This is a genomic window from Mycobacterium sp. KBS0706, assembly GCF_005938675.2.
Lineage (GTDB): Bacteria > Pseudomonadota > Alphaproteobacteria > DSM-16000 > Inquilinaceae > Inquilinus.
Genome location: NZ_VCCH02000014.1, coordinates 31,642 through 46,827, shown reverse-complemented (window position 1 = coordinate 46,827; position 15,186 = coordinate 31,642). Strand labels below are relative to the sequence as shown.

General features: G+C 70.0%; 7 protein-coding genes. 6 read left to right on the top strand and 1 reads right to left on the bottom strand.

Annotation, left to right across the window (positions count from 1 at the left end; translation table 11 throughout):
- Nucleotides 1-321 precede the first annotated feature (321 nt).
- Nucleotides 322-4,128, top strand: a complete 3,807-nt coding sequence (locus FFK22_RS10070) for a ricin-type beta-trefoil lectin domain protein (RefSeq protein ID WP_138886351.1) — start codon at nucleotides 322-324, stop codon at nucleotides 4,126-4,128.
- Between the two features lie 660 nt (nucleotides 4,129-4,788).
- Here FFK22_RS10070 and ettA read toward each other — a convergent pair.
- Nucleotides 4,789-6,462: an energy-dependent translational throttle protein EttA gene (gene ettA, locus FFK22_RS10065; RefSeq protein ID WP_138886350.1), complete on the bottom strand. Its 1,674-nt coding sequence runs from the start codon at nucleotides 6,460-6,462 to the stop codon at nucleotides 4,789-4,791.
- A gap of 120 nt (nucleotides 6,463-6,582) precedes the next feature.
- Here ettA and FFK22_RS10060 point away from each other — a divergent pair, with 120 nt between their 5' ends.
- The 5 genes from FFK22_RS10060 (at nucleotide 6,583) to FFK22_RS10040 (ending at nucleotide 15,180) form a co-directional block, all read left to right on the top strand.
- Nucleotides 6,583-7,773 (top strand): UbiH/UbiF family hydroxylase, encoded by a 1,191-nt coding sequence (locus FFK22_RS10060; RefSeq protein ID WP_138886349.1) that lies wholly within the window; start codon nucleotides 6,583-6,585, stop codon nucleotides 7,771-7,773.
- 87 nt (nucleotides 7,774-7,860) lie between these two features.
- Nucleotides 7,861-8,199, top strand: a complete 339-nt coding sequence (locus FFK22_RS10055; protein ID WP_138886348.1) for a hypothetical protein — start codon at nucleotides 7,861-7,863, stop codon at nucleotides 8,197-8,199.
- Nucleotides 8,200-8,209: 10 nt separating this feature from the next.
- Nucleotides 8,210-9,250 carry a C-terminal binding protein gene (locus FFK22_RS10050; protein ID WP_138886347.1) on the top strand — a complete coding sequence of 347 codons (1,041 nt, stop codon included), beginning with the start codon at nucleotides 8,210-8,212 and terminating at the stop codon, nucleotides 9,248-9,250.
- 299 nt (nucleotides 9,251-9,549) lie between these two features.
- Nucleotides 9,550-13,185, top strand: a complete 3,636-nt coding sequence (locus FFK22_RS10045; protein ID WP_186002398.1) for a TonB-dependent receptor domain-containing protein — start codon at nucleotides 9,550-9,552, stop codon at nucleotides 13,183-13,185.
- Entirely contained in the window at nucleotides 13,186-15,180 is a 1,995-nt protein-coding gene (locus FFK22_RS10040) for a CHASE2 domain-containing protein (protein WP_138886345.1), read from the top strand.
- Nucleotides 15,181-15,186: the final 6 nt, after the last annotated feature.

The following is a 15,186-nucleotide window of genomic DNA, read 5'->3' as shown; positions in this document are numbered from 1 at the left end:
CGGCGAGCAGCGTCGATGCGGACCCGTCGAACTCGGAATTTTCCTAAAATACCATACACTTATGCCCAACGGATCGAGTGGCCGCTTGCCGTGGCGATACACGCGATGCCTATCGGAATATGCAGAACTGGCGTAGGATGGGCTTCTCATCGGTCGTCGGAAGATCTGCCGGGGACATCGACCGCGGACGGGACGGCCGCGGCGTGAGGGCCGGGTGCTGCGGCAACTATCCCGGCAACGGCGGATCGGCGACCCTCGCACCGAAGCCCGGCTCATCGCATGACAGGGCGCGCCGCGGGCTCATCGCGACGGGAGGATGGTATGACCCTGATCGTCCAGATCGTGTCGGCGGCCAGCACAGACCAGCGCTACTTCGTGAACATCGGCGGCGGCCAGGCCCAGGCCGACCAGTCCATCATTGTCTGGGGTTGGTCGAACATCCAGTGGAACGACTGCTGGGAGCTGACGCCGCAGGGCATGATCGTGTGCGCCGTCGACCCGCAGCTGGTGATCGGTGTCGACGGTGACAACAATGTCATCACCGTAACGCGCGACGAGAGCGACTCGTCCCAATGCTGGACGATTGCGCGGCTTCCGAACTCGGCGGCCTGCACCATCCAGAACAAGAGCTCGTTACTGTATCTGACGGTGCCTGACTCGATCCAGGGCGGTGTGCAACTGGCCACCCAGGCATCTGGAAGCGGTGTGCCGGAGGGCCAGGACTGGATCATCGCACCGGCGCCGTTGCCGATGTCGAGGCAGTACTACGTACGGACCCTTCTGGACGACAGCATCGAGAGCGGAACGCCCTATGTCATGACCGCCTCCGGCTCATCAGCCGGGAGCACGGTGGCGGTCGACACCTGGCAGCCATGTGCCTCATCGCAGCTTTGGACCTTCAATTCCGACGGCACCATCAGCAGCGCCGTGGGCTCCTCGCTGGTGCTGACGGCCAGCGGGGCGACCGGTGGGGACAACTCCACCACGATCGAAACGGCGGTGCCGGACAACCCCCTGCAAGTCTGGACGGTGAACGACAACGGCACCATCACGGTCCAGGTCGCCGCGCAGAATCCGACCACCCAGTGCCTGAATGTCTCTGGGGGTCATCACAATACCAGTGAACCCATCATCACCTTTGAAGTGCAATCGGGACCGCCGGACAATGAGCTCTGGCAGCTGATTCCCGCCCAGCCGGTGCCGGTCGGAACGTGGTTCTCACTGCGGGTCGACGACAGCGCGGAGGGCTCCCCCTTCGTCCTGACCGTGGCCAACGCAACAACCGGCACCGCCGCGACCATCGCACCGTTCCAGCCCGGTGCGGCCAACCAGCTCTGGCTCATGCAGGACGACGGCGTGATCGTCAGCGCGCTCGACCAGACGATGGCGCTGACCGCGGACTCCAGCTCCGACAACCCGGTGACGATCACTGCCGTCCAGTCGCCGCTGACCAGTGCGCAGCAATGGTATGTGCAAGGCGAAGGCCTGGTCGTTAACTATGGCTCCAGATCGGGGCTGCAATACTTGAACGTCCAGCAGGGCGCGGCTCCCCAACCGGGTCAGTCCGTCATCACTTATGGTTTCCAGGAGGCGGCACCGAACTCCACCTGGTCGGTCGTGCCCTATCAGCCCCAGCCGTCCGGCCAGTGGTTCTCGATCCGGTCGGCGACAGTCGCGCCGGGCTCCGGGATGCCCTATCTGCTGACCGCCCGGTCCCATGGGCAGGTGCTGGCACTGCTGCCGCAGGACAGCACCATCGTTGCCGACGGACTGCCGGGCATCAACCAGCTGTGGCGCATGACGCTGCAGGGCGTCATTGTCAGCGCGGTCAACCCGAACCTGGTGCTGGCGGTGAACACCGACGGCGACGTCGTGCTGGCGCCGTCGAGCGGCGACCCCGATCAGCAATGGGCCTGGGGAACCTCGGCACCATTGTCGGGCACGATCGCCAAGCACAGCGAGGATATTCCCTGCGGTGTCCTGCAGACTCTCGGCGGGTCCCGCAAGGTGCTCTATGCCGGGCAGACGAATAACTTCTTCCGGCCGATCACCCTTCAGGCCGAACAAGGGTCCGGAACCGACGACAATCCGCAGACCTATCCCGGACAGTTCTGGTACGTGGTTCCGTTCCTGCCGGCCTTCGACCAATGGACCACGATCCGCAGCCCGGCGGGAGACGGCCTGTTCCTGCAACTGCCGGAAAAGCCGGCGGCGAATGTCGGCTTCCAAGCCTCCGTCGGACCGCAAAGCGGCGGCCTGTCGACCTGGCAGTTCGCCTGGCCGGGCTACATCGTCAGCGCAACCAACCCGGATTTCGTGCTCAGCCTGTCGACCGACGGCAGCAGCGTGGTGGCCTATCCGCGCCAGCCCGGCCCGCAACCTTTCCAGCTGTGGACGGCGACGCCGGAGGGTGCGCTGGTCAACCAGAAGAACGGACAGGCGATGACGGTGTCGGGCACCGTGGCTGGCTCGACCGTCAGCACCGCTGCGCTATCGGGCAGCCCCGACAAGACACAGCAGTGGGAGTTCTCGCCGGGCACCGCCCTGCAGACGCTGCTGGTGCAGCCGCCGGTGCCATATCAGGGCTCCGCGACCCCCGGCGAGACCGCGGCCTATGCCTATGTCGACCAGTCCCTCGGGCTGACGCCGGACGGGCTGCGGGCCCAGTATGGCAACCTGGCGGCGCCGCTCGGCAGCTACCAGTCGCGCCTCAACGTCCTGCCGCCGCCGCCGGCCAGCGACGGCGTGCTCAGCAGCGACTGGGCCACCGTGCTCGCGCGATTGAACGACGAGCTGACGGCCGTCATTGCCGTCCAGATCCTGTTCCAGCAGGTCACGGCGCTCTACCTGGAGCTAAGCCAGGCGCAGGCGATGGCGCTTTCGGAGGTGGTGACCGCAGCGGAGCTGCCGGGCGGCATGCAGCAGAAGTTCACGCCCAAGAAAAAGGGTCTGTGGGACGTCGTCGCCGATGTCCTCGAAGGGCTGACCTATACAGCCCTCAACGTTGCCGGCACCTTTGTCGGCGACCCGGAAGCCGGGACGCAACTGTCCAGGGGGGCCAACTTCGTCAAGAACGGCCTGCCCTGCATCGCCAACCTGATGGAGACCGGTGTCTCGACTGGCGAAGCATCCTATGCATACCGCCACTCGGCAGCGCAGGAAAAGTACCAAGCAATTCTTGATAACATTTACAACTACGAGATGACGGTCCTGGAGTTGCAGCAGGCGCTGCTCAGCGATTTCCAGGCATCGGGCGCCGCGCTCGGCGATATCGAGACCCTGATCCTGTCCGATTGGGGCAAGCTCCGGGCGGTCTACCGCATGATCCGCACTCCGGGCGGGATCTCTTCTCTGTACTGGCCGTCGACGATGACGCCGATTCTCGCCAAACGGATGCTGCCGGGCTACGTCACCGGCGTGCTCCAAGCCTTGATGCCGGCCAATAGCAATTTCACGATCAGCGCCACCCTTCACACCAACTCCGGGGCTCCCGGGCCAACAGGCCTGAGCTCCGATGGCACCGAATTTGCCGAGAACAACGATGATGGGACCCAGAACATCTATAAGACCACTGCCAGCAAGGAGGTGATGGCCATGGTCTGGGCCAACGGCACCGATCCGGCCGATTTCTTCCGTGGCTTGAACGGATGGGGCGTCCCGGTGGACTATATTGTCTATTACGGCGGACAGGGTGGGAATATCTCGTCCTTGGCGGCCGGCATCGTGGTGACGATACAGAATTTCACCGACCAGAAGCTCGATCTCACGATCCAGTGCATTGGGCTGCTCGGCGAGGGCGGCAATCTCTCCGGCACCGCCCCATCCGACCAGCCGCCGGTGCCGATCCCACCCTATGGCGTGCGCAATTTCGCCGGGACCACCTATTCATACTCCACAGGAGGATCCGGCGCCTGGCCCCTTGCCGCCATGTCCGGATCGTTCAGCGTCACCGACCCGGCGGGGCAGACAGTGCTCGTCGGCAAGATCTGCAATAACGATCCGACCAACAACCAGGCGCAGTATAGCTGGAGCGTGTCCGCCACCGCGCCGTATCGCTGCGTCACGACGCAGGATGTGGTGAGCAACCGCTACATGTACTTTGTCAACATCGGGATCTACGCGCCGTAGCCGGCGGTCGGGCAGATCGCTGGGCCGACGATCACACGCCGGTCCAGACCGCCTCCATCTCTGCCGAAGGGGCGCGTCGCTGCGGCGTGCCGGCTACGGTGCAAGCGGTTGGGTCGGCTGGAGGGCAGGAATGGATGGTGCAATCCGGACACCATCCGCTCGGCCGCCGAATGGTCGCTTTCCGCCCGATGCCGTCGGCGCGGCCGGTGAGATCGCGCCGAAAGCCGCCAGGGGCTTGGCTTCCCTTGATGTTCGAACCCGCTGCAGCCGGGGGATAGCCCCCTCCGTGAGCTGGGTCTGCTATCGGGCCTGGATGGGTCGCTGGAGAAGTCCGCTTCGGAGCAGTCGGTCGGGCCTCCAACCGTCCGCTCAGGGTCGGGTGCGGAAATTCACCGACTGCCTTCGTATCGTCCGCAATAGCCTCCAGGAGCGGACGGTCGTCAACCCTCGCGGAATTGTCTGCAACCGAATCCGGCCGGGACCGGGCGCGCCACGCCTCCCGACCGCGGGTCGCCTGCGGTCGGGAGCGCGGCCATCCGGGAAAGCGAATTCCCGGCATCGCCAAGTCATCCAGGGCGGCTCGCACCGGCCCCGGATGGCTCCATCGGCTTCGCCTCCTCGCTATGACGATGGGGGTGGACGCTCAGGCAGCGCCCCGCCTCAGCGCGTCAGCGGCTTGTACTTGATGCGGTGCGGCTGGTCGGCCTCGGTGCCCAGGCGGCGGTGGCGGTCCTTCTCGTAATCCTCGTAATTGCCCTCGAACCACACCACCTCGCTGTCGCCCTCGAAGGCCAGCATGTGGGTGGCCAGGCGGTCGAGGAAGAAGCGGTCGTGGCTGATGACGATGGCGCAGCCGGGGAAGGTCAGCAGCGATTCCTCCAGCGCCCGCAGCGTCTCGACATCGAGGTCGTTGGTCGGCTCGTCGAGCAGCAGGACGTTGGCGCCGGACTTCAGCATCTTCGCCAGGTGGACGCGGTTGCGCTCGCCACCCGAAAGCTGGCCGACCTTCTTCTGCTGGTCGCCGCCCTTGAAGTTGAAGGCGCCGACATAGGCGCGGCTGGGCATCTTGCGCTTGCCGAGGTCGATCTCGTCGAGCCCGCCGGAGATCTCCTCCCACACCGTCTTGTTCGGCGACAGGTCGTCGCGGCTCTGGTCGACATAGCCGAGCTTGACCGTCTCGCCGACCTTCAGCACGCCGCCGTCCGGCGTCTCCTGGCCGGTGATCATCTTGAACAGGGTCGACTTGCCGGCGCCGTTCGGCCCGATCACGCCGACGATGCCGCCGCGCGGCAGGCGGAAGCTGAGATCGTCGATCAGCAGCCGGTCGCCGAAACCCTTGGACAGGCCCTGGGCGTCGATCACGTTGTCGCCCAGCCGCTCCGGCGTCGGGATCAGGATCTGGGCCTGGCCCGGAGCCTGGTCGCGGCTCTGCGCCAGCAGGTCCTCATAGGCGTGGATGCGCGCCTTCTGCTTGGCCTGGCGGCCGCGGGCGCCCTGCCGGATCCACTCCAGCTCCTCGGCCAGGGTCTTCTGCCGGCTCGACTCCTCCTTGGCCTCCTGGGCCAGGCGCTTCTGCTTGGCCTCGAGATAGGCCGAGTAGTTGCCCTCGTAGGGGATGCCACGGCCGCGGTCGAGCTCGAGGATCCAGCCGGTGACGTTGTCGAGGAAATAGCGGTCATGGGTGACCATGACCACGGTGCCCTTGTAGTCCTCGAGGTGGTGCTCCAGCCAGGCCACGGATTCGGCGTCGAGATGGTTGGTCGGCTCGTCGAGCAGCAGCAGGTCCGGCTTGGCCAGCAGCAGCTTTGCCAGCGCCACGCGGCGGCGCTCGCCGCCGGACAGGTTGGTCACCGGGCTGTCGCCGGGCGGGCAGCGCAGCGCGTCCATGGCGATCTCGACGGTGCGGTCGAGGTCCCAGGCATCGGCGGCGTCGATCTTCTCCTGCAGCTCGGACTGCTCGGCGATCAGCGCGTCGAAATCGGCGTCGGGCTCGCCCATCGCCTCGCTGACGGCGTTGAAGCGGTCGACCAGCGCCTTGATCGGGGCCAGGCCCTCCATCACGTTCTCGGCCACGGTCTTGGCCGGGTCGAGCTCGGGCTCCTGCGACAGGTAGCCGACGGTGGCGCCCTGGGCGACCCAGGCCTCGCCGGTGAACTCCTTGTCCATGCCGGCCATGATCCGCATCAGGGTCGACTTGCCCGAGCCGTTCGGGCCCAGCACGCCGATCTTCACCCCCGGCAGGAAGGACAGCCAGATCTTCTCCAGCACGACCTTGCCGCCCGGATAGGCCTTGGTCATGTCCTTCATCACGAAGACGTACTGGTAGGAGGCCATCGGGAGCCGCTCCGTCGCAAACCGGTCTGGGAGGCCCGGGTTTTAGCCCATGGAGGCGCCGAAGACCAGGGGCGCTTCGGCCGCGGGCCGCGGGGCGGCGATGCCTGCTATGGTGTGCGCATGACTCGCACCCGCAAGACACTCGCCCCCGAGGCCGATGCGATCGTGGTCGGCGGCGGCCCGGCCGGGCTGCTGGCCGCGCTGCTGCTGGCCCAGGGCGGCGTCGCGACCGTTCTGGTCGCCCCGCCGGCGCCGGAGGACCACCGCACCACCGGCCTGCTGGCCGGGTCGGTCGCGATCCTGGACCGGGCCGGGATCTGGCCGGCCCTGCTGCCGGCGGCGGCGCCGATGCGGGCGATCCGGCTGATCGACGATGGCGGCCGCCGGATCAGCGGGCCGGAGGTGGTGTTCCGCGCCGCCGAGATCGGCCGGGAGACCTTTGGCCACAACATCGCAAACCGGGAGTTGGTCGCCGCCCTGGCCGAGGCCGTCGCCGCCATGCCGGGTCTGCGTCGCGTGACCGACACGGCAGCGGAGATCCGCATCGGCATCGGCGGCGTGACGATGCGGACCGGCGGCGGCGGGACGCTGCACGGCCGGCTGGTGGTCGGTGCCGACGGCCGCAACTCCGCCGTCCGGGCCGCCGCCGGGATCGGGGTGCGGCGCTGGGGCTACGACCAGGCGGCGCTGGTGACCACGCTGCGCCACGCCCGCTTCCATGACGACATCTCGACCGAGATCCACACCGCCGCCGGCCCCTTCACTTTGGTGCCGCTGGGCGAGCGGCGGTCGAGCCTGGTCTGGGTGACGCGGCCGGCGGAGGCCACGGCGCTGGCGGCGCTGGACCACGCGGCGCTGGCCCAGGCGATCGGGCGGCGGGCCGAGCCGATCCTGGGCGCGGTGACGCTGGACGGGCCGCGCCAGGTCTTCCCGTTGTCCGGCCTGGCGGCGCGACGCCTGGCGTTGCCGCGGGTCGCGCTGGTCGGCGAGGCGGCGCATGCGCTGCCGCCGATCGGCGCCCAGGGGCTCAATCTCGGCTTCCGCGACGCCGCGGCGATCGCCGAGGTCGCGGGCGAAGCCTGTCGCGCCGGCGCCGATCCGGGCGCCGCGGCGGTGACGGCGCGCTACGAGGCCAGGCGGCGCGGCGACGTCGCCAGCCGTACCACCGGGGTCGACCTGCTGAATCGGTCGCTGCTGACCGACGCGGCCCCTGCCCTCGCCCTGCGTGCGCTGGCGCTGCAGGCGGTGAAGCTGGTGGCGCCGCTGCGCCGCCTGCTGATGCGGGAGGGCATCGCCCCGGGAGGGGCCTAACGTCCAGTGGCGGCCGGCGGCGGGCGCTGCTACCGTTCCGTGACGGGCCCGCAACGGTCCGCCCTGTCTCACAACCGACGACGCCCGATGCCCGCCAAGACGAATCCCCTCGGCCTCAATCCGCTGCAGCTGAAGACCTTGACCGTGCTGCAGCAGATGGCCCAGAGCCCCCGCTTCGCCACGCAGCAGGAGGACGGCACGGTGCTGGTCTCCAGCTTCCCGCCGCCGCATGGCGACCACTACCATGTCGGCGACGCGGTGGTGATGGGCCGGGACATGACCGGGCTGCACAACATCGCGGTGTTCGCGGCGCTGGAACGCAAGGGGCTGATCCGCTCCGGCTTCCCCGGCGCCGCCATCGTCACCGCCGACGGCCTGGCCTACGACACCGGGCTGGCTTCGATCCTGCACCGCGCCGACCACTGACCGCTCCGCGATGGCGCCCCGCTTCACCATCCTGACGCCCGACGCGCAATATGCCGACGACGCCGTGATCGAACGGCAGGTCGGCGGCGCCGATGTCGAGTTCGTGATCCGGCGCGAGCGCGACCGGAAGAAGATCCCGGACGAGGTCTACGCGAATTGCGATGCGCTGCTGACCTGGCATGAGCTGCGGGTCAACCAATCGGTGATCGACAAGCTGACCCGCTGCCGCATCATCGTCCGCGCCGGGGTCGGCTTCGACCATATCGACCTGGCGGCGGCCGGCGCCGCCGGCATCCCGGTCTGCAACACGCCGGATTACGGCACCAGCGAGGTCGCCGACCATGCCATCGGCCTGATGCTGGCTCTGCTGCGCGGCATCCCGGCCTATGACCAGGCGCTGCAGGCCGACCCGGCCGGCCACTACACGCTGGAGGCCGGGCGCCTGACCCGGCGGATCCGCGGCACCCGCATCGGCATCGTCGGGCTGGGCCGGATCGGCACCGCCACGGCGATGCGGGCCAAGGCCTTCGGGCTCGAGGTCCTGGCCTATGATCCGTACATCCCGCGCGGGATGGAGATCGCGCTGGGCGTGACCCGGGTCGAGACCTTGTCGGACCTGCTGCAGGCCTCGGACATCGTGTCGATCCATGCGCCGCTGACGCCGGAGACGCACCGGCTGTTCGGCGATGCCGCCTTCTCGGTGATGCGGCCGCATGCGGTGCTGATCAACACCGCCCGCGGCGCCATCGTCGACCTCGACGCGCTGCATGGCGCGCTGCAGGCAGGGCGGATCGCCGGCGCCGCGCTGGACGTGCTGCCGGAGGAGCCGCCGCCCGACCCGCTGCCGGCGCTGCTGGCGGCGTATCGCGAACAGCCGGAATGGCTGCGCGGCCGGCTGATCCTGACCCCGCACGCGGCGTGGTCGAGCCCGGAGAGCCAGGCCGACGCCCGCCGCCTGTCGGCCGAGACCACAGTGGCCTATCTGCGCAGCGGCGCCCTGCGCAACTGCGTCAACGAGGCGGTGCTGGATCGCAAGAAACTCAGACGCTGAGCGCCCTTATCCGTCATGGCGAGGAGCGAAGCGACGTGGCATCCAGGGGGCGGTGCCGCTGGATGGCCACGCCCCTTCGGGGCTCGCCATGACGGATCAATATTTCGAACCGGTGGCCTGATATCGACGAAACCGCTTCAGCCCCTCCAATTGGAGGGGAGATCGCGGGGATTTTTCGCTTTATTGTCTTGATGTCTGCCGGCTGGGGGGCCGGGGTCGTTATCTTTTGATAAGTCCCCGCGGGGTATTTGATGGACGCAGCTTGTTCGATGCACCGCCGTGTTCTGCGGCGGATTTTGTTGGGCTCACTGAGCCTCGCTCTTCCTCTCTTCAGCTTCGATGCGGCCCGGGCCGCGGTGGTGCCGCGCGACGGCAACGCCGCGGGCTCGATCGTCCAGGCCACCGGGCAGTCGGAGGTCCGCTTCACCGCCGCGGAGCTGTGGCAGGACGCCGAGGTGCAGCAGGTGCTGCTGGGCGGCGACGCGCTGCGCACCGGGCCCCTGGGCGGGCTGGCGATCCTGTTCGCCGACCAGACCCAGATCCGGGTCCACAACAACTCCCAACTGCTGGTCCGCGAGGTCGGCGGCGACGGCGGCCCGGCACGCATGGATCTCGAATCCGGCGCGGTGTGGGCCCGGGCGGTGACCGGCGGCAGCGGCGTCGAGATCGCGACGCCGGCGGCGACCGCGGCGATCCGCGGCACCGACTGGTCGCTGGCGGTCGGACCGGATGGCAAGACCACGCTGGTGGTGCTGTCCGGCGTGGTCGAGCTGAGCAACGAGTTCGGCCGGGTCAGCGTCGGCCGCGGCGAGGCGGCGGTGGCGGCGGTGGGCAGCGCCCCGGCCAAGATCATCGTCACCACGCCGAAAGACCGCGAGCAGATGCTGTTCTGGCTGGCGCCGGACAGCGTGTTCGACGCCTTCCCGGCCTCGGACACCACCTCGCGCTTCCGGCGCGAGGCGCAACGCCGCGTCATGGCGGTGCCGGAGGCGCAGCGCTCGGCCGCGGACTGGCTGGCCCTGGCCGAGGCGGATCTCGACATCGCCGGCCCCGCGGCCGCGACGGCGGACCTTGCCAAAGCGCGAGCGGCGGGGCTGACGCCGGCGCAGGCGGCGCGGGCCGACCTGCTGGACGGCATCCTGGCCGGCCGGGCCGGACGCGCCGAGGACGCGGCGCGGGTCTTCGCCGCCGCCGAGGCCGGCAGCACCGGCCGGCAGCGCCTGCTGGCCCGGCTGGGCCGCTTCTTCGCCGGCACCGCCGCCGGTGAGGCCGTCGATGCGGCGGCGATGGAGCGCGAGCTCGCGGCCGGCGACGATCCGCTCGCGGCCGACGGGCTGGCCTGGCTGCAGGCGATCCGCGGCGACCTGCCGGCCGCCTATGCCACGCTGCAGGCCGGCGGCCGCCGCTTCCCCGGCGACCTCGACATCGCCGTCAGCGAGGCCATGGCGGCGCAGGTGCTGGGCGACCGGGAGGGGATGCGGCAGGCGTCCGACCGCGCCTTGGCGATCGACCCGGACGATCCCGAGGCGCTGCGCATGGCCGCCAACTACAAGGTCGCCTTCGCCAACGACCCGGACGGGGCGCTGGCGCTGCTGCGCCGCGCCACCGGCGAGGCCCCGGGCGATGCCGAGGCCTGGAACGACCTCGGCATGCTGCACGACACCCGCGGCGGGCTGGTCGAGGCCGATGCCGCGCTCGATAAGGCGGCGGCGCTCGACCCCAACGCCGCCAATATCCGGGTCAACCAGGCGATCCTCTATATCGAGGCCGGCATGGTCGACCGGGCCCGGGCGCTGCTGGGCCAGGCCCGGGCGATCGACCCCGATTCCGGCATCACCCTGATCGGCGAGGGCATCCTGGCCTTCGAGACCGGCGACATCGACGGGGCGCTGGAGAAGTTCCTGGCCGCGTCGGCCGCCAACCCGGCCTCGTCGGAGAACCTGCAGGGGCTGGCCGCGGCGCAATACGCCCTCGGCGACACCAAGCAGGCGAAGCAGACGCTGGAGAATGCCGACCGGCTGGACCCGAACGACCCGATGGTGCCGAGCATGCGCACCATCATCGCCATCGACGAGGCCGAGGCCGATGAGGCGATCCGCAACGCCCGCGAGATCGCCGCCCGCGCCAACCAGGGCAGCCTGGCGCTGAGCACCGCCAATCTCGGCAACCGGCTGGGGCCGCCGCTGCTGGCGGCCTACGCCAATCTCGGGCTGCTCGACTGGGGCCGCTACTACAACGACCGCACCGACGACCCGTTCAGCGCCGCCAGCTATCTCGGCCGCTCGGTGATCGCCCAGCAAACCGTCTTCGGCACCGACCTGGCCGTGCCGGACCCGGCGGCGCTGTCGTCGGAGATCCAGGCCCTGCTGCTGGACCCGACCGTGGCGTCGTCGCGCCAGCGCCGCACCGACCTGCTGCCCCGGCCGTTCCTGGACGCGCAGCTGACCGGCGGCATCGTCAGCGTCGGCGACGCGCTCGGCCACACCGAGGGGGTGGACATCGATGCCTACACCATCGCGCCGATCCCGCTGGCCTTCCGGGCCAGCTTCGCCCGGGTCGACAATGACGGCGACGACCATGGCGACGACAGCGACAGCTGGACCGGCAGCGCCCGCCTGGCCGGGCGGCTGGGGCTGGGCGGCAGCTTCGCCGCCTGGATCGACGGCGGCGAGGCCGGCAACGAGATCGCCGGGACGCTGTTCGCACCCACCCCCTTCGCCAGCGAACGCACCCGGGCGGTCTCCGGCGGCCTGGCCTTCGGCTATCGCCTCGGCGAGCGCAGCCGCCTGACCGCCATGGTCCAGCGCAGCCATGTCGAGCGCCGGGACTACAGCCGCACGCTGCTGAGCGACATCCCAGACCCGGATTTCCCGGAATTCGTCAGCTACGACATCCGGGCTGACGACACGTTCAAGCAGCGCAGCGACACCACCATGGGCGGCCTGGCCCATACCTGGGGCACGGGCGACATCACGGTGCAATACGGCTTCGAGGTTCTGTCGACCCGGTCGACCTTCGCCTTCGACGAGACGGCCTGGACCACGACCAACGTGTTCGGGCGGGAGTTCCAGACCGACCGGAGCCAGGATTCGAGCCGCAGCGAGATCGACCAGACGCTGGGCCGGGTCTTCGCCTTCGGCCGCTGGACCCCCTCCCCCGACCTGCGGATCGATTTCGGCACCGGCATCGTCCGCGCCGAGGAGGGCGGGCCGGTGCCCGAGGTGGTGCTGGAGCCGAGGCTGGGCGTGGCTTGGTCGCCGGCCGAGGGCCACTGGCTGCGCGCCGCGATCCAGCGCGGCGCCAAGACGCCGGGCAACCTGACCCTGGCCCCGGTCGACACCGTGGGCATCCTGGCGGACACGCTGCCGTTGGACGCCGGCGGCGTGGCCACCAGCTACACCGCCCGCTGGGAGGCGGAGTGGACGCCGCACATCTTCACCAGCCTGGAGGGCCAGCACCAGGAGCTGGAGAACCTGTCCTTCGCCTACCCCTCCGCCCAGCTGGTCACGGTGGATGTCGAGCGCGGCCGGACCGACCGCGTCACCGCCGGCGGCAACATCTGGTTCGACGGCGGCATCGGCGTCTATGGCTCGGCGTCGCTGATCCGGTCGGAGATCACCGAGGGCATCGACGAGGGCAAGCGGATCCCCTTCGTGCCGGACTGGACGGCGCGGATCGGCGCGGTCTGGGTGCACCCGCTGCAGATCCGGGCGCAGATCGAGCGGGTCTGGGCTGGGCCGCAGGCCAGCGGGCCGGGGCTGCCCGAGATCGACGGCTTCGGCAGCACCAACATCGCGATCAGCTGGGAGCCGCTGGAGAAGCGCATGGCGCTGGGCTTCGTGATCCGCAACCTGTTCGACGAGGATTACGACACCGCCTTCGGGGTCGAGGCGCCGGGCCGGCTGATCGCCGCCACCGCGTCGATCCGGTTCTAGATGAGACAGGCCGGCGTCCACGGGAGCCTGTGGCTGCCGCTGCTGCTGGCGGCGCTGCTCTTCGCCGGCCTGGTCCCCCTCGGTGCGTCGACCGGCTGGCAGGTGGTGGAGAACCGGGCCTTCGACCTGTTCTCGACCTACGATCCGCCGCGGCCGGCCGCGCACAGCGCCGTGGTGGTGGCGATCGACGAGCCGTCCTTCGCCGAGATCGGCCGGCAATGGCCCTGGCCGCGCAGCGTCCATGCCGGGCTGGCCGAGGCCCTGCGCCGCGCCGGTGCCAGGCCGATCGGCTTCGACATCGTCTTCGCCGAGCCGTCGCAGCCGGCCGAGGACGCCGCCCTGGCCGCGGCCCTGGCGGGCGACACGGTGCTGGCGGCCGATATCACCGCCATCGCCGACCAGCGCTTCGAGCAGCGGATCCGGACCGAGCCGCTGGCGCCGCTGCTGGCCGGCGGCGCCCGCTCTGGCGTCGCCTCGGTCGACCTGGATTCCGACGGCGTGCTGCGGCGCCTGCCGAATGTGCCCGACCCCTTCGCCGCGGTCCTGGCCCGCCTGGCCGGGCATGACGCCGCGCCGCCGCCCGGCGCCCTGCTGCAGTATTTCGGGCCGCCGCGCAGCTATCCGACCGTGTCCTACTACCAGGCGCTGGAGGCGGCGACGATGCTGCCGCCCGGGTTCCTGTCCGGAAAGGCCGCCATCGTCGGCTTCAGCCTGCAGGCCGTGCCGACCGTCACCAGCGGCGGCGCAGACGCCTTCGTCACGCCCTACACGGTGAAGACGGGTCGCCTGACCGCCGGTGCCGAGATCCAGGCCACCATCCTCGACAACCTGGTGCACGGGCTGTGGATCACGCCGGCGCCGCCCTGGCTGCCGCCGGCGGTGCTGGCCGCGCTGCTGCTGGCCGCGCTGTTCGGCACCCGCCGGCTGGGGCCGGTGCCGTCCCTGGCCGCCCTGGCGCTGCTGGCGATCGCCACCGCCGCCGGCAGCTATGCCCTGCTGCGCTTCGGCCGGATCTGGCTGCCGCCGGTGCTGCCGATGCTGGGCACGACCGCGGCCATCATCGTCCAGGGCGGCTATGGCTTCGCCCGCGAGCAGGCGCAGCGCCGCCGCATCACCCGCGCCTTCGAGCACTACCTGGCGCCGTCCATGGTGTCGCGCCTGGCGCAGGACCCCGCCCAGCTGCAGCTGGGCGGCGAGACCCGGGTGCTGACCGTGCTGTTTTGCGACGTGCGCGGCTTCACCACCCTGTCGGAGCGGATGCAGCAGGATCCCCAGGGCCTGACCCGCCTCCTGAACCGGATCCTGACGCCCTTGTCCGAGGCCGTGCTGGCGACCGGCGGCACCATCGACAAGTTCATCGGCGACTGCGTCATGGCGTTCTGGAACGCACCGCTGGACGACCCGGACCACGCCGCCCATGCGGTCGAGGCCGCCCGCCGGATGCTGGCGGAGACGGCGGCGCTGAACGAGGCGCTGCAGCGGGAGGGGGTGGCCAGCCCGATCGCGATCGGCATCGGCATCAACACCGGCACCTGCGTGGTCGGCAACATGGGCTCGGACCGCCGCTTCGACTATTCGGCGCTGGGCGACAGCGTCAACCTCGCCTCGCGGCTGGAAGGCGCCTGCAAGCGCTACGGGGTGGGCACGGTGATCGGGCCGGACACGGCCCGGGCGCTGGAGGGACGGGCGGCGCTGATCGAGCTCGACCGGCTGGTGGTCAAGGGCCGGACCGAGCCCGCGGCGGTGTTCACGCTGCTGGCCCATCGCGGTGTGGGAGATGGCGCCTATCAGGAGCTGGCCCGCCAGCATGACGCGGCGCTCGCCGCCTATCGCGCGCGCCGCTGGGACGAGGCGCGAGACGGCTTCGCCCGATGCCGGGAGATCGAGCCTTCCCTGTCGACGCTCTATCACCTTTATGCCCTGCGCATCGCGGAGCATGAGCGCAACCCGCCGCCCGAGGGCTGGGCCGGGGAAACCATCGCCGCGGAGAAGTAGGAAGGC